Origin of the sequence: Curtobacterium sp. Arg-1 (assembly GCF_025643395.1) — a bacterium.
Lineage (GTDB): Bacteria > Actinomycetota > Actinomycetes > Actinomycetales > Microbacteriaceae > Curtobacterium > Curtobacterium poinsettiae.
This window is the reverse complement of the sequence record NZ_CP095731.1, coordinates 3,545,301-3,565,883: the sequence shown is the minus strand read 5'-3', so window position 1 is coordinate 3,565,883 and position 20,583 is coordinate 3,545,301. Positions and strand designations below refer to the sequence as shown.

Here is a 20,583-nt window from a genome sequence, read left to right as displayed (position 1 = left end):
GGCACGCGTCGCGATCCCGTCGGTTCACGCCCGGGAGCTGAACGCCGCGAGCTCGGCCCGGGTCCGGGCGCCGTGCTTCCGGAGCAGGTTCGCCACGTGGTACTTCACGGTGTTGACACTGATGCCGAGCCCCTCGGCGATCTCCCGGTTGCCGACACCGGTCGCCACGAGCCGCAGCACGTCGCGCTCCCGCGGGGTCAGATCGCCGTCGTCGACCGCGTCCACCTCGGTCGGTCGCGGGTCGAGGGGCAGCGAGATGTCGAGCACGGACCCCCAGCCGGGCGTGCTCGCGACCTGCACCCGCCCGTCGAGCGTGACGACCCGCTCGGCGATCGGTCGCATGGCGTCGTCCTGCACGTCGAGCGTGCCGGAGCCGTCGTCGCGGAGCTGCATGAGCAGGTTCCGGCCGTCGCAGTCCCACTGGATGCGCACCCGCTTCGCCGCACCGTCGTCGACCAGGGCGAGCACCGCGGTCCGCACGATCGCCCGGGCAGCGTGGGCGACGTCACCGGGGAGCGCACGACCGGTTGCCGGCGGCTCGACGAACTGCACGTCGAGGTCCCCGAAGCGCACGAGCGGCCGCAGGTCGGCGCGCAGCCGCGAGAACGCACCGGTGACCGGTTCGAGCAGGGTGCTCCGCTGCTGATCGGTCACGGTGCGCAGGTCGACGAGGGCGGCCGAGGCGATCTCGACGGCCTCGGCCCGGGCGGCCGCGTCGGTGACCCGCGACGACCGGAGCACGGCGAGGACGGATTCGAGGGTGAGGGCGTGCCGGTCCGCCTGCTCGGCGACGGTGCGGGCGTGCTCGGCGGCCGCGAGCCGGATGGCGGAGCCGCCCCGGGCCTCCAGGGTGTCGACCGATGCGTCCATGGAGGCGACCGTACCCGTCCCACCCGAGCGGACGGGCCCACCCGATGGGATGGGACCCCTGCCGGGGCGGGTAGCGGCGCGCAGGGTCCGCTGAAGGAAGGATCGTCGTCATGGCAGCAACCACCGTCTCCGCAGCGCTCGACCTGGTCGTCCGCGAGGTCGGCGACCTTGCAGCCCGCCTCGACGACGCTCCCGCACAGCGTGCACTCGACCTGATCGAGGGCGCCGACCGGGTGTTCGTCCACGGCGCCGGTCGCTCCGGCCTCGCCCTCCGCATGACCGCGATGCGCCTCATGCACCTGGGGCTCGACGCGCACGTCGTGGGCGAGGTCACCACCCCGGCCATCCGGCAGGGTGACCTGCTCCTCGTCGCGAGCGGTTCCGGGACGACCACCGGCATCGTGCAGGCCGCGCGCACCGCGCACGAGGTCGGGGCATCCGTCGTGGCGCTCTCGACCACCGACGACTCCCCGCTCTCCGAGCTGGCGGACGTCACGATCGTGCTGCCCGCCGCGACGAAGACCGACCGCTCCGGCACCGCCTCGGCCCAGTACGCCGGTGGCCTCTTCGAACAGGCGGTCGCCCTGGTGGGCGACGCCGTGTTCCACGCCCTGTGGGCCCGAGGCGGGCAGTCCGCCGACGACCTCTGGCCCCGTCACGCCAACCTCGAATGAAAGGCACACCCATGCAGCTCCAGTTCGCCATGGACACCCTGACCACCGAAGCCGCCCTCGAGCTCGCCGCCGCGGCCGCGCCGCACGTCGACGTCCTCGAGCTCGGCACGCCCCTGATCAAGAGCGCCGGCCTGTCCGCCGTCACCGCGATCAAGGAAGCGCACCCCGACAAGATCGTGTTCGCCGACCTCAAGACCATGGACGCCGGTGAGCTCGAGGCCGACATCGCCTTCTCGGCCGGTGCCGACCTGGTCACCGTCCTCGGTGTCGCCGGCGACTCGACGATCGTCGGCGCCGTCAAGGCCGCGAAGAAGCACGGCAAGGGCATCGTCGTCGACCTGATCGGCGTCTCCGACAAGGCCGCCCGTGCCCGCGAGGTCGTCGCACTCGGCGCCGAGTTCGTCGAGGTCCACGCCGGGCTCGACGAGCAGGCAGAAGAGGGCTTCACCTTCTCGACCCTGCTCGACGCCGGCAAGGACTCGGGCGTCCCGTTCTCGATCGCGGGCGGCGTGAACGCGTCCTCGGTCGCCTCGGTGCAGGATGCCGGTGCCCGCATCGCCGTCGCCGGCAGCGCGATCTACAGCGCCTCGGACGTCGGCGCAGCCGCCGCCGAGATCCGCGCCGCCATCAAGGCGTAGTCCCGGTCGCCCTTCCCGGGCGACGGCCGACGAGTGAGCAGAAGACGTCGGGTGCGACCACCGCACCCGACGTCTTCTGCGCACTGGATGCGGGACCCTGCCGGTTCCGCCCTGCCGGTCGCACCCCGCTCCGCGGTACCGTCGGGACGTGGGGATCGAACTGCGCCGCGTGACCGCCGACGACTGGGAAGCGTGGCGAACCGTGCGCCTCCGCGCCCTCGCCGACGCCCCGCACGCCTTCGGCTCGACGCTGCAGGACTGGGTGGACGCCCCCGAGCACCGGTGGCGCACCCGCCTGTCGATCCCGGGAGCGCTCGACCTGCTCGCGGTCGACACCGATGCCGACGGACCCGGCGCGGTCGTCGGGATGGCCAGCGGCGTCCCGTCCACCGACCCGGACGGCCCCGCCGAGCTCATCTCGATGTGGGTCGACCCGGCAGCGCGCGGCCGCGGGATCGCCCGTGCACTCATCGACGCGATCGCCACGTGGGCGGCTGCTACCGGAGCCACCGAGCTCGAACTCTCGGTGCTGCCCGACAACGCCGTCGCCCGTCGCGCCGACGAGCACGTCGGCTTCAGCGCCCGCGACGAACCCGGCGATCCGTTGCCGGACGGCCGGACCGAGGTCCTGATGCGCCGTACGGTGGCCACATGAACCGAGCGCTGCGCTGGACCACCTGGATCGTCGCCGTCGTCGTCCTGCTCGCGGTGGTGTTCCTCGTGTGGGCGCACATCGTCATGCAGGGCACGCGCAGTGCCGCCCTGCAGGTCTGGCGTGACGACCGGATCGCGGTGCGGGACGCCGGTGACTCGGTGGTGATGACCCCGACCGGCCAGGCCGACGGGGTCGGGATCGTGTTCATCCCCGGTGCGAAGGTGGATCCCTACGCCTACATGGCGACGTTCCGGCAGGTGGTCGCCAACGGCACGACGGTCGTCATCACGAAGCCGACGCTCAACCTGGCGTTCTTCGACACCCGGCCGCTCGCCACGTTCGAGGCCCACGCCCCCTCGGTCACGCGCTGGGCCGTCGGCGGGCACTCCCTCGGCGGGGTCCGTGCGTGCCAGCTCGCCCAGGACGCCGACGGTCTGCTGCTCTTCGGCAGCTACTGCGCGAACGACATCAGCCGCTCGTACATCGACGTGCTGAGCGTCTCCGGTTCGCGTGACGGCCTGTCGACGCCGGCCAAGGTCGACGCCGCGCGGGACAAGCTGCCGTCGACCGCCACCATGACCGAGATCCAGGGGTCGAACCACGCCGACTTCGGTGCCTACGGCGACCAGCCGGGCGACCGGACGGCGACCATCAGCCGTGCTGATGCCCGGCAGCAGATCTCGGACGCGGTCGAGGCCTGGGTGCGCGACCTGCGCTGACTCCGCGCGCCGACCGGCGGACGCACCACGGGCCTCCAGACGGTCTGCCTGGAGGCCCGTGGTGCGCGACGTCAGTGGATCACGCCCGCCTCGTGGTCGCGTCCGGAACGGCGCCCGGTGAACCGGGCGATGAAGTAGAGCACCACGCCGACGGCGAGCAGGATCGCGGCGTAGAGCCAGACCTGGCCGCTCTGCTGCGTGAGCAGCAGGACGCACGACAGCACCCCGAGCACCGGGACGAAGGTCCAGACCCGGAAGTGGTCGTGCTCGACGTGGTCGCGGCGGAGCACCAGGACGGCGACGTTCGTGCTGATGAACACGAAGAGCAGCAGGAGCACGACGGTCTCGGCCAGCACGCCCACGTCACCCACCAGGGTCAGGAGCATCGCGACGACCGTCGTGGCGACGATCGCGGTCCACGGGGTCTTCCGGTTCGGCAGGACCTTCGCGAGCAGGGCGGGCAGGAGCCGCTGCTCGGCCATGCCGTAGGTCACGCGGCTCGCCATGATCATCGTGAGCAGCGCGCCGTTCGCGACGGCGACCAGGGCGATGAGGCTGAAGACCCAGTCAGGGATCGGGACGCCGGTGGCGGAGACGACCGCGAGCAGCGGGCCGCTGGACTCGGACAGCTCGGACGCGGGCAGGGCGATCGCGCTGGCGAGGGCGACGAGGACGTAGACGACACCGGCCGTGGCGAGGGCGCCGAACAGGGCCTTCGGGTAGACGCGGCGGGGGTCGCGGACCTCTTCGGCGATGTTGGCGGACGTCTCGAAGCCGACGAACGAGTAGTAGGCGACGATCGCGGCGCTCAGCGTCGCCAGGGCCGGGTTCGCCTCGGACGGGAACGCGCCGATGCGCGAGACGTCGCCGCCGCCCCCGCCGAGCATCACGGCCACGACGACGACCACGATGACGAGGCCGGAGACCTCGATGACCGTCATCACGACGTTGCTCCTGAGCGAGTCGGAGATGCCGCGGGCGTTCAGGCAGGCGATCAGGGCGAGGAAGACGATCGCGGTGGGCACCGGAGGCAGGTCGACGAAGGTGCCGAGGTAGTCGCCGGCGAAGGCGAGTGACAACCCGGCGGCGCTCGTGACACCGGCGGCGAGCATGCTGAAGCCGACCAGGAACGAGACGATCGGCGTCTTGTAGGCCCGTTCGGCGAAGACCGCGGCACCGCCCGCCTTCGGGTACTTCGTCACGAGTTCGGCGTACGACCCCGCGGTGAGCAGGGCCAGCAGGAGCGCGAGCACCAACGGTGCCCAGAGCGCTCCGCCGACGTCCTCCGCCAGGGTCCCCATCAACGCGTAGATGCCGGCGCCGAGCACGTCGCCCAGGATGAAGAGGAACAGCAGCGGGCCGGTGATCGCCTGGCGGAGCTTCGACTGCGAGCCGTCGTGGGGTGCGGCGGTGGTGTCGCTGGTCATGAAGGTGCCTTTCGTCCGGGTCAGCGTGCCGGGGTGTGTCTCGGAGGCTTCACAGGTGCGCCGCGGAGGGGGTTCCCCCTGCACAGTGCAGCCCCTGGTGAACTCTCTCCACAGCGTGCGGCGCGTCGGGACCCGGCACCTGGAGCGGTCCTAGACTCGTCGGGAGCCACACGTCCACCACCAGTCCCCGGAGGACCGCAGATGACGACGCAGGACCAGCGCACGCCCGCTCGACTCAGTGACCAGCGAGCGCTCCTGTTCGACCTCGACGGCGTGCTCACCCCCACCGCCGACGTGCACATGCGGGCCTGGAGCCGGCTCTTCACGCCGTACCTCGAAGCGCACGGGGTCGCGCCGTACACCGAGCAGGACTACTTCACGTACATCGACGGCAAGCCCCGGTACGACGGCGTGCGCTCGCTGCTCGAGTCGCGTGGCATCGACCTGCCGCAGGGCACCCCGGACGACGCGCCCGACACCGACACGGTGTGCGGACTCGGCAACCGGAAGAACGCGGAGTTCACGGCCGAGCTCGACGAGCACGGTGTCGAGCCCTACCCGGGCTCGCTGCGGTTCCTGACCGCCGCGATCGACGCCGGTCTGTCCGTCGCGGTCGTCTCGAGCTCGGCGAACGCCAACTCGGTGCTCCGGACCGCGGGCATCCTCGACCGGTTCCCGGTCGTCGTCGACGGGCTCGTCGCGCGCCAGGACGGCCTGACCGGCAAGCCAGCACCCGACACCTACCTCGACGCGGCAACCCGGTTCGGGCTCACCGCCGCCGAGTGCGCCGTGGTGGAAGACGCGACGAGCGGGGTCGAAGCCGGCCGCAACGGTTCGTTCGGTCTGGTCATCGGTGTCGACCGCGGTGCCGGGGCGGACGCCCTGCGCGAGCACGGTGCCGACGTCGTGGTGTCCGACCTCGCCGAACTCCTCGACGACCTGCCCGCACCGGTCGCCAGCACCAGCACGACGTAGGCCACCCGGCCGGGCGCTCCCTGCCTGCCCGCCGCACCGACGTACCCATCTCCCTCCCTTCCCACGGAGCAGCATGAACCCCATCACCTCGGACCCCCTCGACCGCGTCCGCTACCCGATCGACGAGTGGGCCCTCGTCGAGACCGAGTACACCCCCGACGAGCAGGGCGTCGCCGAGACGAACTTCGCTGTCGGCAACGGGTACCTCGGCCTGCGCGGCAACCTCGACGAAGGCCGTGGCGGCGTGCAGTACGGCACGTACGTCAACGGCTTCCACGAGACCTGGCCGATCCGGCACGCGGAAGACGCCTTCGGCTTCGCGAAGACCGGGCAGACGATCATCAACGCGCCCGACGCCAAGGTCATCCGCCTCTACGTCGACGACGAGCCCCTGGTGCTGGCCGAGGCCGACATCCTGCGGCACACCCGCCGGTTGGAGTTCCGTGGCGGGTACCTGTTCCGCGAGACCGAGTGGTCGACGCCGTCCGGCAAGCGGGTCCTCATCCGGTCGCGCCGGCTCGTGTCGTTCACCGACCGGCACCTCGCCGTCATCGACTACGAGGTCACCGTGCTCGACGCAGACGCCTCGATCCTGCTGTCCAGCCAGATCCTCAACCGCCAGGACGTGCAGGACGAGTACCACGCCGGCATGCGGGCCGCGGCGAACGCCTTCGACCCCCGCAAGGCCGAGTCGTTCACCGAGCGGGTGCTCGTGCCGAAGGTCAAGCGCAGCACCGGTGACCGTTCGGTCCTCGGGTACCAGGCGTCCAGCTCCGGCATGACGATCTGCGTCGGCGTCGAGCACCACATCGAGACCGAGAACAGCTGGGACGAGTCGTCGTCGATCGAGGACGACCTGGCGAAGCACGTCTACCGGGTGCAGGCCCGCGCCGGTCAGCCCATCCGCCTCGTGAAGCACGTGGTCTACCACACCTCGCGCGGCGTGCCCGTGCGTGAGCTCGCCGACCGGTGCGAGCGCACGCTCGACCGCGCACACGCCGAGAACGTCGACGAGACCTTCGCGAAGCAGCGCGAGTGGCTCGACGACTACTGGGCACGCAGCGACGTCGAGATCACCGGCCAGCCCGCGATCCAGCAGGCCGTGCGGTGGAACCTCTTCCAGCTCGCGCAGGCCACGGCCCGCACCGACGGCCACGGCATCGCCGCGAAGGGCGTCACCGGCTCCGGCTACGGCGGCCACTACTTCTGGGACATGGAGATCTACGTCCTGCCGTTCCTGTCGTACACGGCGCCGATCGTTGCCCGGAACGCCCTGCGCTTCCGCTACAACATGCTCGACGCGGCACGGGCGCGAGCCCGCGAGCTGAACCAGCGCGGGGCGCTGTTCCCGTGGCGGACCATCAACGGCGAGGAGTCCAGCGCGTACTACGCCGCCGGCACCGCGCAGTACCACATCGACGCCGACATCGCCCATGCACTCATGCAGTACGTGCGGGCATCGGGCGACCGTGAGTTCCTGAAGCGCGGCGCCATCGACGTGCTCGTGGAGACCGCCCGACTCTGGGCCGACCTCGGGTTCTGGCGGTCCAACGGCGACAAGAAGTTCCACATCGACGGCGTGACCGGACCGGACGAGTACACGACCGTCGTCGACGACAACCTCTACACGAACGTGATGGCGCGTGCGAACCTGTGGTTCGCCGTCAACGCCTGCCGCGAGCTCGCCGCCGACGACGCCGAAGAGTACGACCGCATGGTGCGCCGGACCGGCCTGCGCCCCGACGAGCTCGTCGAGTGGGAGCACGCCGCCGAGTCGATGGAGATCCCCTTCGACCCGCACCGCGGCATCCACCCGCAGGACGCCCAGTTCCTCGACAAGGAACTCTGGGACCTCGAGAACACCCCCGACTCCAAGCGCCCGCTGCTGCTCCACTACCACCCGCTGGTGATCTACCGGTTCCAGGTGCTCAAGCAGGCCGACGTCGTGCTCGCACTGTTCCTGCAGGGGCACGAGTTCACGGCGGCCGAGAAGCGTCGCGACTTCGACTACTACGACGCACTCACCACCGGTGACTCCACGCTGTCGGCGGTCGTGCAGTCGATCATGGCGGCCGAGGTCGGCTACCACGACCTCGCCGACCAGTACTTCCAGACCGCGCTCTACGTCGACCTGGCGGACCTGCACGGCAACACCTCGGACGGCGTGCACATCGCGTCGACCGGTGGCATCTGGGGTGCGTTGGTCAACGGCTTCGGCGGCATGCGCGACCACGGTGGCCGGATGACCTTCAACCCGCGGCTGCCGAAGCACTGGGACCGTCTGTCCTACCGCCTGACGGTGCGCGGCTCGCGCGTGCGGATCGACCTGGAGCAGGACACCATGACGCTCACGGTCGAGACCGGTGCGGGCTTCACCGTGTGGGTGCACAACCAGCAGTGGGACATCGAGGCGGGGGAGCCCACCGTGGTGCCGCTGCCGCACCACGGGCCGCGGATGTCCGGGCACGCTCCGACCACGAGCGACATCCAGGGCACGCTGCGTGCCGACGGCTCGGTGATCACCGCGTCGATCCCGACGATCTCGCTCGAGCGCGACTTCGACCTCGACGAGACGACCGCCTGACACCGGTTCCTCCGCCCGCGGTCACACGTCGCCCCGGTCCCGCCTCGCGGTGCCGGGGTGACGTGCGCGGCGCGTGCTCCCGGCACCTCCGAACGCGTTCAGTCGCCCCCGGGCACCGTGGTCTGCCGTGCCCTTCGGGTCGATGGCGTCTCCCCGGGCACGGTTCGTGCAACGAGAGGAGACATCATGGGCAACCGGTTCGAGGGCAAGGTCGCGATCGTCACGGGCGCGGGTTCGGGCATCGGCGCAGCGACGGCGCGCGCGTTCGTCGACGAGGGTGCGTCCGTCGTGCTGACCGACAGCGTCGAGGAGAAGGTCCGCACGGTGCGAGACTCCCTGCCGACCGACCGTGTCGTCTCCCTGCACGCCGACGTGGCGAGCCCGGAGGACTGGGAGACCGTCGTCTCCGCGGCGATCGACCGCTTCGACCGGCTCGACGTCCTGGTGAACAACGCCGGGACCTTCAGCTCGGGCGACATCACCGACATCAGCACGGCCGAGTGGCGCCGCGTCATCGAGACCGACCTGTCCGGGGTGTTCTACGGCACCCGGGCAGCGTTGCCGTTCCTGCGCGAGACGAAGGGTTCGATCGTCAACACGTCGTCGGTCTCCGGTGAGGACGCCGACTGGCGGATGAGCCCGTACAACGCGGCGAAGGGCGGCGTCACGAACTTCACGAAGGCGGCCGCGCTCGACAACGGGCAGTTCGGCGTCCGCGTGAACGCCGTCGCTCCGGGACTCATCTGGACCGACCTGACCCAGGAGCAGGCCGAGGACGAGGCCCTGCAGTCGAAGTTCGAGGAGCGGATCGCGCTCGGCCGTGGGGGTCGCTCCGCCGAGGTCGCCGAGGCGATCCTGTTCCTGGCCAGCGACGCTGCGTCGTTCATCACGGGCGCGGTCCTGCCGGTGGACGGCGGCACCATGGCGAGCAACGGGCAGCCTCCGCAGGCCTGAGCCTCCGCCGCGTCGGCGGAGATTCGGCCCGGCGGACACTTCGGGCGGTCAGGAACGCCCGGATCGTCCGCGGGAGCGAGTCTCGGCCCGCTTCGAGTGCACGAGCGTCACAGGAGCTTCCGCAGGGTGTTCGTGTTGCGGGTCGTCGTCGTGCGCTTGAAGCGTGCGGCGCCGGCCCGCTTGGCGAACACCGTGTCGGTGCTCGACCCCTTCGGGCACGACCAGTAGACGACGCCGTTCCCGCGCGCGACCTGCTCGACCGCGTCGTCGAACTCGAGGTCGGCCACCAGGGCGTCGAGCGCTGCATCCTCGGACCCGAACACGACGTAGTCGTGCCGATCGTCGTCACGCGCGAAGGGGAACCCGTCGACGACAGCGGCGAGGGCGTCGTGCCGGACGAGCACGATCCAGGCGTCGTACCCGAACCGGTCGCGCAGCCCCTGCTCGATCGACGTCTTGAGCCGTCCGGCGGGCACGTCGGCTGCGAACACGACGTTGCCCGAGGCGAGCACGGTGCGGACGTCGTCGAACCCGAGCCCCCGGAAGAGTTCCGCGAGTTCGGCGCTGCGGATCGTGATGCCGTTCACGTTGACCCCGCGCAGCAGCGCCACCCACCTGTCCATGTCCGGACGCTAGCGGTCCGAGCCGTTCACGTCCACGTCCGGGCCACGCCCCAACCGGAGCCCTGCGGGACGATGTCGACCACCAGCGCCTCACCGTCGTCGTCGCTGGTCGCCTGGAACCGCCAGCCCACGGTGCGCTCGGGTGCGTGCGTGATCGCGGTCGGCAGTTCGGCGCGCGTCACGGTCAGCCGCGTGGGGGTGTCGCTCACCCGCCAACGCCGTCCGGCCCACACCAGCCGGGTCGGCGTGCCCTCGGCCCACCACACCGTGGCGGCCGTTTCGGTGATCATCATCGGGTCTCCTCGTTCGAACGTGTGTTCGAATGGTAGGTGTCGACCTCCGACGTCGCAACCACCGGCAGTGGACCTCGGCGGGTCGTGGACGAACCCCTCGAACGACGCAGCAACCCTCGTGTAGACGGGACCCATGACGAACGACGCACAAGGCCCCGACGCACAGCACCAGGTTCCCGAGGGGGTGTCCGAGGCCACGGTCGAGGCGCTCGGCAGCCTGTCCGCGGCGGTCGAGGTCATCGAGCACGCCCGTGGCCTGCTCTACGGGTTCCACCGCCTGACCGGCACCGCCGACCTGAACCTCGGTGAAGCGGTCGAGCAGCTCCGGAAGGCCGGGCACACCGAACTCGCCGAGCGAATCGACACCGAACTCGTGGGCCGCAACGTCATCGCGGGCCGCTGGACGTTCCAGATCGTCGAGGACTACGACGACGGCTACTACGCCCTCGCCAAGGAGCTCGAGCGCACCGCGCGGGACGAGCTCGTGCAGGGCCGCCGCCACCTGTTCGAGGCGGGCATGAAGGAAGACCGACGCACCCAGGACCAGCGCCACCACGAGGCGACGCCGAGCGACCTGCCGGATTGAGCACGGGCCTCCAGGCCGACGCGGCCGACGTGGCCGACGGAAGACGCCGGCGTCCTGCGGAAGACGCCGGCGTCATCCGGACACGCCCCGGAAACGTCGAGACGCCGCCGGATTCGGCGGCGTCTCGGTGACACGCCGGCGTCTTGCGTCAGACCCCGATCAGCAAGGCCCCGCAGCAAGCCTCAACCGACGCCGAGCATCGTCTCCAGCGGCCCCCGCGCGAAGTACAGCAGGAAGCCCGCGGCGACGACGTAGAGCAGCCACGAGACCTCGCGGCCACGGCCGGACAGCAGCTTGATGAGCACCCAGCTGATGAAGCCGGCACCGATGCCGTTCGCGATCGAGTAGGTCAGCGGCATGACGACGATCGTCAGGAACGCCGGCAGGGCCGAGCCGAAGTCCGACCACGAGATGTCCGCGACCTGCGCGACCATGAGCGCACCGACGACGACGAGCCCGGCGGCGGCGACCTCGAGCGGGACGACCTGGGTGAGCGGCGTGAGGAACATCGACGCCAGGAACAGCAGCCCGGTGACGACCGAGGCCATGCCCGTGCGGGCACCCTCGCCGATGCCGGAGGCCGAGTCGATGAAGACGGTGTTCGACGACACCGACGCGCCACCACCGGCGATCGCGCCGACGCCCTCGACGACGAGCGCCGACTTCAGGCGGGGGAACGTGCCGTCCGGCTTCGCGACACCGGCGGCCTTGGCCAGCCCCGTCATGGTGCCCATCGCGTCGAAGAAGTTCGTGAACACGAGGGTGAAGACGAGCATCGACGCGGCGAGCGGGCCGATGCGGGTGAAGGCGCCGACGACGTCGGCGTGGCCGACGAGCGACAGGTCCGGCACGGCGAACAGTGCGCTCGGCAGACCGGGGGCGTTGAGGTTCCAGCCGGTCTTCGAGTCGACCGAGGTCGGCACCTGGAAGATCGCCTGCAGGATGATCGCGATGATCGTGGTCGCGACGATGCCGATGAGCAGCGCACCCTTGACCCGGCGGGCCATGAGCGTGCCGATGATGATCAGGCCGATCAGGAACACGACGGTCGGCAGCGCCCCGACGGAACCGTCCTCACCGAGCTGCAGCGGTGGCGACGGGTTCCCGGAGGACCGCACGAAGCCGGAGTCGACGAGCCCGATGAACGCGATGAACAGGCCGATGCCGACGGTGATCGCGGCTTTCAGCTGAGCCGGTACGGCGGTGAAGATCATCGTCCGGATGCCCGTCAACGCGAGGATCACGATGATCACGCCGTTGATGACGACCAGGCCCATCGCCTCGGCCCAGGTGACCTGGTGCACGACGCTGACGGCGAGGAACGAGTTGATCCCGAGCCCCGCGGCGATGCCGAACGGCAGGTTCGCGATGATGCCCATCGCGATGGTCATGACGCCGGCGACGAGGCCGGTCGCCGCCGCCACCTGAGCGTTCTCGAGCCACCCGCCGTTGACGTCCTTCGCGGCCTGGTCGGCGCTGAACCCACCGAGGATGAGGGGGTTCAGGATCACGATGTAGGCCATCGTGACGAACGAGACGAGGCCACCGCGGACCTCGCGGGGGATCGACGATCCGCGTTGCGTGATGGAGAAGAATCGATCGAGGCCGGTCGCGAAGCGGTTCCGGGGCGTGGTGTCGGTCTGCGGGGCGCTCACCACGAGAGTTTAAAGGACGCTGGGTTTCGGGCGTGTCACACCGGTCTCACAGGTTCCGGCGGCCGGGAGGCCCGTCCCACGCGGGTCGCGCACGTCGCGCTGGGCGTCTGCCCGCGTTCTCCGGCCAGGGCTGGTGTTGGATGAGCGGGTGACGTCACACATGGACCGCGCCCGTGTGGAGGCCGCCGTCCGCGAGCTGCTGCTCGCCATCGGCGAGGACCCCGACCGCCCGGAACTCACCCGCACCCCCGCCCGGGTCGCCGACTCGTACTCCGAGTTCTTCTCCGGGATCGGCACCGATGCGGTCGCGATCGCCCGGGACGGCACCGTGCACGCCGAGGACGGCGAACGCGGTCGGCTCGTCATCGTCCGCGACGTGAAGTTCCGATCCGTCTGCGAGCACCACCTGCTGCCGTTCCTCGGGGTCGCGCACCTGGCGTACGCCCCGGGGGAACGGCTCATCGGCCTCGGCACGCTGGCACGGGTGCTCGACGCGGTGGCCTCCCGCCCGCAGCTGCAGGAGCGGCTCGGTGAACAGGTCACCGCGACCATCGCCGAGGGCCTCGGCGCCGAGGGTGTCCTGGTGGTCCTCGACGCGCAGCACCAGTGCGTGACGACGCGTGGGGAGCGCCAGACCGGTTCGACGACGGTGACGGTCGCGGCGACCGGCTCGCTGGCCGACACCGCGGGACGGGCCGAGGCGATCGCGCTCATCGGCGCGGGGCGTGGGACCGATGCCGCGGGCGTGGCGACTGCCGAGGCGGGCGCATGACCGGCCTCCCGCACGTCTCGGGCGAACACGCCGCGGGCGGACCCGACGCGGCCGGACCCGGCTGGGTCGTGCCGGACCTGCGGCACCCGGTCCGGACGTTCGGACGCCGCACCATCGACTTCGACCACCGCATCGCCGTGATGGCGATCGTGAACCGCACCCCGGACTCGTTCCACGACCGCGGCGCCACCTTCGAGCTCGACCGGGCCGTCGCCGCCTCGGTCCGCGCAGCCGAGCAGGGTGCCGACTGGGTCGACATCGGCGGCGTGAAGTTCGCCCCCGGCCCGGAGCTGCCCGCGTCCGACGAGATCGACCGGGTCGTCCCCGTCGTCGAGCAGCTCGCCCAGCAGTCCGACGTCGTCATCAGCGTCGACACCTTCCGACCCGAGGTCGCCGCGGCGGCGATCGCAGCCGGCGCGACCGTCGTCAACGACACCACCGGCCTGTCCGACCCGCGGATGGCCGCCGTGGTCGCCGACTCCGAGGCCACCGTCGTCATCACGCACTCGCTCGCCGAACCCCGTCGTCCCCTGCCGGCTCCACCGCAGTACGCCGACATCGCGGGCGAGGTCGTCGCGTTCCTGCGCGAACGGGTCGACCGGGCGCTCGCCGCGGGCATCCCGGAGTCGCGGATCATCGTCGACCCGGGCCACGACCTGCACAAGAACACCGTGCACACCCTCGAGATCACCCGGCGCCTGCCCGAGGTCGTCGCGCTCGGCTACCCGGTGCTCGCCGCGGTGTCGAACAAGGACTTCGTCGGGGAGTCGCTCGGACGCCCCCGCGGGGAACGGCTCTCCGGATCGCTCGCCGTCGCGACCGTGAGCGCGATGCTCGGCGCCCGGATCGTCCGCATGCACGACGTCGCCGAGAGCGTCGACGCGATGCGCATGGTCGAGGCCACCCTCGGATGGCGCACCCCCGTGGAATCGAGGCACAACACGTGACCGTCCTGCCCCCGTCGATCGCGGACCTGTCCGACGACGACCTGCTCGAGCTCTACACCGCCGACGTCGGGGACCCCTGGCTCCGCGTGAACTTCGTCGCGACGCTGGACGGCTCGGCCTCGGCCGCCGGGGTGTCCGGGTCGCTCGGCGGCGACGACGACCTGCGGGTCTTCGACCTGCTCCGCCGCGTGGCCGACGTCGTGCTCGTCGCCGCCGGCACCGTCCGTGACGAGGGCTACGGGCCGATGGTCCTGCACGACGCCGACGTTGCCTGGCGTCGGGCCCACGGCATGCCGGACCACCCCGTGTTCGCGATCGTCACCGGGTCGCTGTCGCTCGACCCGGCGTCGCGGGTCTTCACCGAGGCGCCGGTGCGGCCGATCGTCCTGACCTCGGCGACGGCGGCTGCCTCGGCGACGGCCCGGGCGCTCGCCGAGGTGGCCGACATCGTGCCCTGCAGCGCGGACGACGACCCCGACTCGGTGGACGCCGGACGGATCCGCGGTCTGCTGGCCGATCGTGGCCTCGGAACGATCCACTGCGAGGGTGGTCCGTCGTTCCTCGGGGCGCTCGTCGCCGCGGACGCCGTCGACGAGCTGACCCTGACGATCGACCCGTCGCTCGAGGGCGGGGAGGGACCGCGCATCGCCCGCGGGTCGTCCCCGGAGCTCCGGCGGATGCGACCGGCGCACGTGCTGCTCGGCGCCGGCGACGTGCTGCTCACGCGGTACGTCCGGGCGCGCTGACCCCCTTGGGCTAGGGTCGGGCGCGTGATCGACATCGTGGCGTCCGGGGTCCTCTTCGACATGGACGGGACCCTCGTCGACTCGACCGCGGTGGTCGAGGCGACCTGGACCCGGTTCGGCCACGCGAACGGCATCGACCCCGACGAGATCCTCGCGTTCTCGCACGGACGGCAGGCGATCGACACCCTGCGGCGCTTCCTGCCCGACCTGCCCCTGGCCGAGCAGCAGCGGATCGCGGCGGAGCTCGTCGCCGAGGAGACCGCGAGCACCGAGGGCATCCTCGAGATCCCCGGCGCCGTCGCCTTCGTGCAGCGCCTCGTCGACCTCGGCGTCCCGGTCGCCCTCGTGACGAGCGCGCCGCGTGACCTCGCCGCGGGCCGGATGGCGGCCGCCGGGTTCGCCGTGCCCGAGGCCTTCGTCCCCTCGGAGGACGTCGAGCACGGCAAGCCCCACCCCGACGGCTACCTGCGCGGCGCCGCCCTGCTCGGTGTCGACCCCGCCGACTGCGTGGCGTTCGAGGACGCCCCCGCCGGCCTCGAGTCCGCCATCGCCTCCGGTGCGACCACGGTCGTCGTCGGTCCCCTCGAGCACCCCGTGACCGCCGGGCTGCACCGGGTGCACGGGTACGACGGGCTGACCGTGGAGCGCGACGGCGGCGCCTTCCGCATCCGGGGCTGAGCGAGGCACCCGTCCTGCCCTGCGGGGGGGTCTGCCGCCCCGGCCGGTCAGGACACCCCGCCCGCCCTGCGCCGAGTGGTCGCGAACCGTCGGCTGCGCCGCCGCCAGCCGACACTTCGTGACCGCCGCGCGGACCTGAGCGGGGAGTCGTGACCGGTCGCGCTGTCGGCCTGGAGGCCCGTGGCGGGCCCGCACCGTGCCTCCCGTCCGGCCGTGGGCGCGTCCACGGCGCCCCGCCGGCCGGTCAGGACACCCCGCCCGGCGTGCGCCGAGTGGTCGCGAACCGTCGGCTGCGCCGTCGCCAGCCGACACTTCGTGGCCACCGCGCGGACGTGAGCGGGGAGTTGCGACCGGTCGCGCTGTCGGCCTGGAGGCCCGTGGCGGGCCCGAACCGTGCCTCCCGTCCGACCGTGGGCGCGTCCACGGCGCCCCGCCCGGCGTGCGCCGAGTGGTCGCGACCCGTCGGCTGCGCCGCCGCCAGCCGACATGTCGTGACCGCCGGGCGGACCTGGGCGGGGTGTCGTGACCAGTCAGCCGGGCGCCGGACCGCTCCTGGAGGACTGCCCAGCCGACCCCGACGACCCTCGGGTGTGCGGCCGGAACGACCGGGCCGCGGAAGGAGCGATCATGGCAACCCTCGACGGCAAGAAGATCCTCGTCATCACGACGAACTACGGCGTGGAGCAGGACGAGATCGTCGTCCCCACCGAGCAGCTGCGCGAGCGCGGTGCCTCGGTGACCGTGGCGGCCAAGGAGACCGGCACGATCCAGACCCTGGTCGGCGACAAGGACCCGGGGCAGACCCTCGAGCCCGACACCACCCTCGCCGGTGTCGACGCGAACGACTTCGATGCCCTCGTCATCCCCGGTGGCACGATCAACGCCGACACGCTGCGCCAGGAGTCCCGCGCGGCGACGCTCGTGCAGGCCTTCGCCGAGGCGAGCAAGCCGGTCGCGGCGATCTGCCACGGCCCGTGGACCCTCGTCGAGGCGGGCGTGCTGTCCGGCAAGACCGTCACCTCGTTCCCGTCGCTGCAGACCGACCTGCGCAACGCCGGTGCCGAGTGGGTCGACCGGGAGGTCCAGGTCGACGGCGGCTTCATCACCTCCCGCACCCCGGACGACCTGCCGGCGTTCGTCGACGCGATCGAGAGCGCCCTCACCGCCTGAGCGCCTCGTCGCCGAGCCGAGTCTCGGCCGACCGGACACCGTGCGCCTCCGGCTGTCGACGAAGTGTCCGCCGAGCCGAGTCTCGGGTACGCCCGGGCGCCCGACGTCGCCGGCGTCAGCCGAGCGGCACGGGGCGGGCAGTGCGGAGCACCGCCGGACCGAGGGCGAGCACACCGTCGGACTCCGGATCGCACCGCACGCCGCCCCGGCCGCGCATCGCCCGGAACGCACCGGGGGCCACCTCGTGGTCCATCCAGGCGCAGGGGTTCGCCGCACGGTAGCCACGGAACCGGACGGCACGACCGAGGTCGCCGCTGCCGCTGCCGTCGCCACCGGGGAGCAGGCTCTCCAACGAGAACGGCTGGCCCCGCAGCGCTTCGACGTCGGCGCCGCGCAGGAACACGTTCCGCCGGCTGGCGACGGGGTCGACGGTGGTGCCGATCGCCTGACCGACCGCCTCGAGCCCCTCGAGGCCGATCACGGTGACCGAGGCGTGCACGTGTGCCCGCGCGGCGAAGTAGCGGTCGCCGACGATCCCGAGCCCGGCACGCAGCTCGATCCGGTCGCGCCGTTCGTCCGGGTCCGTCGACCGGGGTGGCAGCGCGCCGTCGGCCGGGCGCCCCTCGTACCGGTGCCGCGGTGAGACGAGCAGCAGTGCGATCTGTACCTCGGTCCGGAACGGCAGGTCGTCGAGCCCGGCCACGTCGTCTGCTGGGGTCACGCTGCCAACGCTAGCCGGGCCTCCCGGCCGTGCGCTGCCGTGTCCGCCTGCGGTGACACGCCGTCGTGGTGCCGGGACGCCGGCTTCTTCGCGAGACGCCGCGTTCTCCGCGAGACGCCGCGGATTCCGGCGGCGTCTCGCGCGGTCGGCGGCGTCTCGACGAGACGGCGGCGTCGTGGCCACCAGGCCCTGCGCTGCTCCGTCCGATTCCCGCCAGTCGACGTCGGTGGCGCGTGCCAGGCTGAGGCCATGACCAGCCCGGACACCGACGCGCAGCACGACGCGCTGCACGCCGAGCGACACCGCGCCGTCGCCTCGCGCGATGCTCGGTTCGACGGCCAGTTCGTCACCGCCGTGCACTCCACCGGCATCTACTGCCGCCCGAGCTGCCCGGCCCGCACACCGAAGGTCACGGGCGTCACCTTCTACCGAACGAGTGCCGCAGCACACCTGGCCGGCTTCCGTGCCTGCAAGCGCTGCCTGCCCGAGGCGACCCCCGGCAGCCCCGAGTGGGACCTGCGCGAGGACGTCGCCGGACGGGCGATGCGCCTCGTCCTCGACGGCGTCGTCGAGCGCGACGGCGTCCCCGGGCTCGCCGCGCGCGTGGGCTACTCGGAGCGGCAGCTCAACCGCATCATGACCGCCGAGCTGGGTGCCGGGCCGAAGGCGCTCAGTCGAGCACACCGCGCGCAGACGGCCCGCACCCTGCTCACCTCGTCGGACCTGCCCGTCGCCGACGTCGCGTTCGCCGCGGGGTTCGCCAGCGTCCGACAGTTCAACGACACCGTGCGCGAGGTCTTCGCCGTCACCCCGACCGAGCTCCGCGCACGCCGGGTCGGCCGAGGCGACGGCGACCCCGACGGCGCACTGCACGTCCACCTGCCGGCCCGGGCGCCCTTCGACGCGCAGGGCCTGCTCGACTGGCACGCGCTGCACGCTCTGCCGGGCACGGAGCAAGTGGACACCGACCCCACCGGCCGGGTCACGTCGTACGGGCGGCTGGTCGACCTGCCTGGAGGCCCGGGCTGGTTCAGCGCGTCGGCCGCCGTCCCCGACGTGCCCGGTCGGGGCACCGGGATCGACCTGCGCGTGCGCGTCGCCGACCTGTCCGACCTGCCCGCGCTCGTGGCGCGGGTGCGTGCGCTGTTCGACCTCGATGCCGACCCGGTGGCGGTCGACGCCGTCCTCGGAGCCGTGCCCGAGCTCGCCGGCCCCGTCGCACGGGTGCCCGGCCTGCGGCTGCCCGGCGCGGTGGACGCCCACGAGATCGTGTTCCGCACCCTGATCGGGCAGCAGGTCTCGGTGGCCGCGGCGCGCACCGCCCAGACCCGGCTCGTGGCCGCGCTCGGTGCGCCGGTGCCCGACGCGATCCGGCCCGGTGGGCTGCTGTTCCCGTCCGCAGCGGTGGTCGCCGAACGCGGGCACGAGGTCCTGCGTGGTCCGGCCGCGCGCGTCGACACGATCCTGCGGGTGGCTGCGGCGCTCGCCGACGGGTCCCTGGTGGTGGACGGCGCGCAGTCCCTCGGTGACCTGCGCGACGGACTGCTCGCGGTGAAGGGCATCGGGCCGTGGACCGCCGACTACGTCGCGCTGCGGGTCCGGCACCACCCCGACATCTTCCTCCACAGCGACCTCGCCGTGCGGAACGGTGCACAGGAACTCGGGCTGCCCGGTACGGCGCGTGAGCTCTCCCTATGGTCGGAGCAGGTGGCCCCCTGGCGGAGCTACCTCACGATGCACTGCTGGCGACCGATCATCGACCGCGCGATGACCGCGACCGCCGGCACCCGTGCAGCCCGTGCCCCCGAGGACCCCCGGAAGGACGACCGATGACCGACGCAACCATCCAGACCCTGGACACCCCCGACGGGCCGTTCACCGTGCTCGAAGACGCCGAGGGCAGGGTCCTCGCCTCCGGGTGGACCGACTCCGTCGAGCGGATCCTCGCCCGCCTGGCCGACCGGCACCGCCCCGACCGCGTCCTCGACGGCGTGGTCGCCTCGGCCGACGCGGTCGACGCCTTCTACTCGGGCGAGGTCGAGCACGCCATGCAGGTGCCCGTGCGGCAGTTCGGCACCGAACTCTTCACCGAGGGGTGGAGGCAGCTCCGCCGGATCCCCGCCGGCGGCACGCTGACCTACACCGGGTTCGCGGCGGCGATGGGGCGACCCGACGCCGTACGGGCGGCGGCGAGCGTGTGCGCCCGGAACGCCCCGGCACTGTTCGTCCCGTGCCACCGGGTGCTGCGTTCCGACGGCACGCTCGGGGGCTTCGCATGGGGGCTCGACGTCAAGCGGTCCCTGCTCGAACGAGAGTCGGTCGGCACCACGGCACTCGTCTGAATTGTACAAAACGCTCTAGAATGTACAGGTGAGCGAAGTGTCGATCTCCGAAGCCCGTGGCCGTCTGGCGTCGATCATCGACGACGCCCGGCATGCACCCGTCTACCTGACCCGGCGCAACAAGCGCGTCGCGGCCGTGGTCGACGCGGCCGTCCTCGACCGGTTGCTCGAGGCGGCGGAGGACCTGGACGACCTGGTCGCCTACGACGAAGCCGTCGCCGAGAGTGCCCGCATCGGTGGCGAGAACGTCAAGTGGGACGACCTCAAGCGCGAACTCGGCCTCGGGTGACGTACTCGGTCGAGGTCATCCCGGCCGCGCAACGCGTCATCCGCAAGCTCCCGCTCGACGGACGGCGGCGGATCGAGGGGCTCCTCGCGATCCTCGCCGAGCACCCCCGGCCACCCGCCGCACGCAAGCTCGTGAACCGGCCCGGATGGCGAGTCCGCTCGGGGGACTACCGACTGATCTACCGGATCGACGACGGCAAGCTCGTCGTGGTGGTCGTCGACGCTGGGCACCGGCGCGAGGTCTACCGGGACCGCTGAGCCGTCAG

Annotated in this window: 23 protein-coding genes; 17 read left to right on the top strand and 6 right to left on the bottom strand. The window is 72.0% G+C overall.

The features are described 5' to 3' along the window. Window positions 1–24: 24 nt before the first annotated feature. Window positions 25–870, bottom strand: coding sequence for a helix-turn-helix transcriptional regulator (locus tag MXD64_RS17100; RefSeq protein ID WP_017887946.1), 846 nt, complete (start codon window positions 868–870; stop codon window positions 25–27). A 110-nt stretch (window positions 871–980) separates the two neighbouring features. Between MXD64_RS17100 and hxlB the strand changes: the two genes are divergently transcribed. From hxlB to MXD64_RS17080, 4 genes are all read left to right on the top strand, one after another. Further along, window positions 981–1,544 carry a 6-phospho-3-hexuloisomerase gene (hxlB, locus tag MXD64_RS17095; RefSeq protein WP_017887947.1) on the top strand — a complete coding sequence of 188 codons (564 nt, stop codon included), beginning with the start codon at window positions 981–983 and terminating at the stop codon, window positions 1,542–1,544. A gap of 11 nt (window positions 1,545–1,555) precedes the next feature. Further along, window positions 1,556–2,182, top strand: a complete 627-nt coding sequence (hxlA, locus tag MXD64_RS17090; protein ID WP_017887948.1) for a 3-hexulose-6-phosphate synthase — start codon at window positions 1,556–1,558, stop codon at window positions 2,180–2,182. Between the two features lie 148 nt (window positions 2,183–2,330). Next, complete coding sequence (locus MXD64_RS17085; protein ID WP_159556143.1) at window positions 2,331–2,837, top strand: GNAT family N-acetyltransferase; 507 nt, start codon at window positions 2,331–2,333, stop codon at window positions 2,835–2,837. Then, a complete protein-coding gene (locus MXD64_RS17080) occupies window positions 2,834–3,556 on the top strand; it encodes an alpha/beta hydrolase (protein ID WP_017887950.1) in 723 nt (240 codons plus the stop codon). Before MXD64_RS17085 ends, MXD64_RS17080 begins: the two co-directional genes overlap by 4 nt. Window positions 3,557–3,627: 71 nt before the next feature. Here the strand turns inward: MXD64_RS17080 and MXD64_RS17075 are convergent, their stop codons facing one another. Then, a complete protein-coding gene (locus MXD64_RS17075) occupies window positions 3,628–4,983 on the bottom strand; it encodes an APC family permease (RefSeq protein ID WP_071250089.1) in 1,356 nt (451 codons plus the stop codon). Between the two features lie 201 nt (window positions 4,984–5,184). On the opposite strand from MXD64_RS17075, the gene MXD64_RS17070 reads away from it, so the two are divergent. The 3 genes from MXD64_RS17070 (at window position 5,185) to MXD64_RS17060 (ending at window position 9,496) form a co-directional block, all read left to right on the top strand. After that, entirely contained in the window at window positions 5,185–5,958 is a 774-nt protein-coding gene (locus tag MXD64_RS17070; RefSeq protein ID WP_042537551.1) for an HAD family hydrolase, read from the top strand. Window positions 5,959–6,031: 73 nt separating this feature from the next. Beyond that, window positions 6,032–8,542 (top strand): glycoside hydrolase family 65 protein, encoded by a 2,511-nt coding sequence (locus MXD64_RS17065; RefSeq protein WP_017887953.1) that lies wholly within the window; start codon window positions 6,032–6,034, stop codon window positions 8,540–8,542. 186 nt (window positions 8,543–8,728) lie between these two features. Next, window positions 8,729–9,496: an SDR family NAD(P)-dependent oxidoreductase gene (locus tag MXD64_RS17060; RefSeq protein ID WP_194589970.1), complete on the top strand. Its 768-nt coding sequence runs from the start codon at window positions 8,729–8,731 to the stop codon at window positions 9,494–9,496. Between the two features lie 107 nt (window positions 9,497–9,603). Here the strand turns inward: MXD64_RS17060 and MXD64_RS17055 are convergent, their stop codons facing one another. Both MXD64_RS17055 and MXD64_RS17050 read right to left on the bottom strand, forming a co-directional pair. Then, on the bottom strand, window positions 9,604–10,119 hold the full coding sequence (locus tag MXD64_RS17055; protein ID WP_056072111.1) for a DUF1697 domain-containing protein: 516 nt from the start codon (window positions 10,117–10,119) through the stop codon (window positions 9,604–9,606). A gap of 26 nt (window positions 10,120–10,145) precedes the next feature. Next, on the bottom strand, window positions 10,146–10,412 hold the full coding sequence (locus MXD64_RS17050) for a hypothetical protein (protein WP_056072109.1): 267 nt from the start codon (window positions 10,410–10,412) through the stop codon (window positions 10,146–10,148). A gap of 133 nt (window positions 10,413–10,545) precedes the next feature. Here MXD64_RS17050 and MXD64_RS17045 point away from each other — a divergent pair, with 133 nt between their 5' ends. Then, window positions 10,546–10,998, top strand: a complete 453-nt coding sequence (locus tag MXD64_RS17045) for a hypothetical protein (protein ID WP_017887957.1) — start codon at window positions 10,546–10,548, stop codon at window positions 10,996–10,998. A gap of 182 nt (window positions 10,999–11,180) precedes the next feature. Here MXD64_RS17045 and MXD64_RS17040 read toward each other — a convergent pair whose 3' ends face one another. Then, window positions 11,181–12,656 carry an NCS2 family permease gene (locus tag MXD64_RS17040; RefSeq protein ID WP_042537544.1) on the bottom strand — a complete coding sequence of 492 codons (1,476 nt, stop codon included), beginning with the start codon at window positions 12,654–12,656 and terminating at the stop codon, window positions 11,181–11,183. Window positions 12,657–12,813: 157 nt separating this feature from the next. Here MXD64_RS17040 and folE point away from each other — a divergent pair, with 157 nt between their 5' ends. The 5 genes from folE (at window position 12,814) to MXD64_RS17015 (ending at window position 16,966) form a co-directional block, all read left to right on the top strand. Further along, window positions 12,814–13,425 carry a GTP cyclohydrolase I gene (gene folE / locus MXD64_RS17035; RefSeq protein ID WP_214518595.1) on the top strand — a complete coding sequence of 204 codons (612 nt, stop codon included), beginning with the start codon at window positions 12,814–12,816 and terminating at the stop codon, window positions 13,423–13,425. Next, window positions 13,422–14,372, top strand: a complete 951-nt coding sequence (gene folP / locus MXD64_RS17030; RefSeq protein WP_235517676.1) for a dihydropteroate synthase — start codon at window positions 13,422–13,424, stop codon at window positions 14,370–14,372. Before folE ends, folP begins: the two co-directional genes overlap by 4 nt. Further along, a complete protein-coding gene (locus MXD64_RS17025; RefSeq protein ID WP_259553133.1) occupies window positions 14,369–15,118 on the top strand; it encodes a pyrimidine reductase family protein in 750 nt (249 codons plus the stop codon). Before folP ends, MXD64_RS17025 begins: the two co-directional genes overlap by 4 nt. Before the next feature lie 24 nt (window positions 15,119–15,142). After that, window positions 15,143–15,796 carry an HAD-IA family hydrolase gene (locus tag MXD64_RS17020; RefSeq protein ID WP_263136852.1) on the top strand — a complete coding sequence of 218 codons (654 nt, stop codon included), beginning with the start codon at window positions 15,143–15,145 and terminating at the stop codon, window positions 15,794–15,796. A gap of 627 nt (window positions 15,797–16,423) precedes the next feature. Then, window positions 16,424–16,966: a type 1 glutamine amidotransferase domain-containing protein gene (locus tag MXD64_RS17015; protein WP_031259152.1), complete on the top strand. Its 543-nt coding sequence runs from the start codon at window positions 16,424–16,426 to the stop codon at window positions 16,964–16,966. A gap of 115 nt (window positions 16,967–17,081) precedes the next feature. On the opposite strand, the gene MXD64_RS17010 is transcribed toward MXD64_RS17015, so the two are convergent. Beyond that, window positions 17,082–17,687, bottom strand: a complete 606-nt coding sequence (locus MXD64_RS17010) for a molybdenum cofactor biosysynthesis protein (protein WP_263136851.1) — start codon at window positions 17,685–17,687, stop codon at window positions 17,082–17,084. Window positions 17,688–17,936: 249 nt separating this feature from the next. Here MXD64_RS17010 and MXD64_RS17005 point away from each other — a divergent pair, with 249 nt between their 5' ends. Genes MXD64_RS17005 through MXD64_RS16990 form a run of 4 tightly spaced genes read left to right on the top strand, consistent with a single transcriptional unit; the run spans window position 17,937 to window position 20,575 of the window. Beyond that, window positions 17,937–19,520 (top strand): AlkA N-terminal domain-containing protein, encoded by a 1,584-nt coding sequence (locus MXD64_RS17005; protein ID WP_263136850.1) that lies wholly within the window; start codon window positions 17,937–17,939, stop codon window positions 19,518–19,520. Beyond that, window positions 19,517–20,029, top strand: a complete 513-nt coding sequence (locus MXD64_RS17000; protein WP_017885832.1) for a methylated-DNA--[protein]-cysteine S-methyltransferase — start codon at window positions 19,517–19,519, stop codon at window positions 20,027–20,029. The genes MXD64_RS17005 and MXD64_RS17000 overlap by 4 nt, the downstream gene beginning before the upstream one ends. 28 nt (window positions 20,030–20,057) lie before the next feature. After that, window positions 20,058–20,318: a type II toxin-antitoxin system prevent-host-death family antitoxin gene (locus tag MXD64_RS16995; protein WP_031259153.1), complete on the top strand. Its 261-nt coding sequence runs from the start codon at window positions 20,058–20,060 to the stop codon at window positions 20,316–20,318. Then, window positions 20,315–20,575 (top strand): type II toxin-antitoxin system RelE family toxin, encoded by a 261-nt coding sequence (locus MXD64_RS16990; protein ID WP_017885834.1) that lies wholly within the window; start codon window positions 20,315–20,317, stop codon window positions 20,573–20,575. The genes MXD64_RS16995 and MXD64_RS16990 overlap by 4 nt, the downstream gene beginning before the upstream one ends. Window positions 20,576–20,583 lie beyond the last annotated feature (8 nt).

Excerpts from the sequence above, each read along its gene's own strand:
- MXD64_RS17100 (WP_017887946.1), bottom strand. The coding sequence starts at position 870 with ATGGACGCATCGGTCGACACCCTGGAGGCCCGGGGCGGCTCCGCCATC.
- MXD64_RS17045 (WP_017887957.1), top strand. The coding sequence starts at position 10,546 with ATGACGAACGACGCACAAGGCCCCGACGCACAGCACCAGGTTCCCGAG.
- MXD64_RS17055 (WP_056072111.1), bottom strand. The coding sequence starts at position 10,119 with ATGGACAGGTGGGTGGCGCTGCTGCGCGGGGTCAACGTGAACGGCATC.
- MXD64_RS17000 (WP_017885832.1), top strand. The coding sequence starts at position 19,517 with ATGACCGACGCAACCATCCAGACCCTGGACACCCCCGACGGGCCGTTC.
- MXD64_RS17005 (WP_263136850.1), top strand. The coding sequence starts at position 17,937 with ATGACCAGCCCGGACACCGACGCGCAGCACGACGCGCTGCACGCCGAG.
- MXD64_RS17065 (WP_017887953.1), top strand. The coding sequence starts at position 6,032 with ATGAACCCCATCACCTCGGACCCCCTCGACCGCGTCCGCTACCCGATC.
- hxlA (WP_017887948.1), top strand. The coding sequence starts at position 1,556 with ATGCAGCTCCAGTTCGCCATGGACACCCTGACCACCGAAGCCGCCCTC.
- MXD64_RS17070 (WP_042537551.1), top strand. The coding sequence starts at position 5,185 with ATGACGACGCAGGACCAGCGCACGCCCGCTCGACTCAGTGACCAGCGA.
- MXD64_RS17015 (WP_031259152.1), top strand. The coding sequence starts at position 16,424 with ATGGCAACCCTCGACGGCAAGAAGATCCTCGTCATCACGACGAACTAC.
- hxlB (WP_017887947.1), top strand. The coding sequence starts at position 981 with ATGGCAGCAACCACCGTCTCCGCAGCGCTCGACCTGGTCGTCCGCGAG.
- folE (WP_214518595.1), top strand. The coding sequence starts at position 12,814 with ATGGACCGCGCCCGTGTGGAGGCCGCCGTCCGCGAGCTGCTGCTCGCC.
- MXD64_RS17075 (WP_071250089.1), bottom strand. The coding sequence starts at position 4,983 with ATGACCAGCGACACCACCGCCGCACCCCACGACGGCTCGCAGTCGAAG.
- MXD64_RS17060 (WP_194589970.1), top strand. The coding sequence starts at position 8,729 with ATGGGCAACCGGTTCGAGGGCAAGGTCGCGATCGTCACGGGCGCGGGT.
- folP (WP_235517676.1), top strand. The coding sequence starts at position 13,422 with ATGACCGGCCTCCCGCACGTCTCGGGCGAACACGCCGCGGGCGGACCC.
- MXD64_RS17080 (WP_017887950.1), top strand. The coding sequence starts at position 2,834 with ATGAACCGAGCGCTGCGCTGGACCACCTGGATCGTCGCCGTCGTCGTC.
- MXD64_RS17050 (WP_056072109.1), bottom strand. The coding sequence starts at position 10,412 with ATGATGATCACCGAAACGGCCGCCACGGTGTGGTGGGCCGAGGGCACG.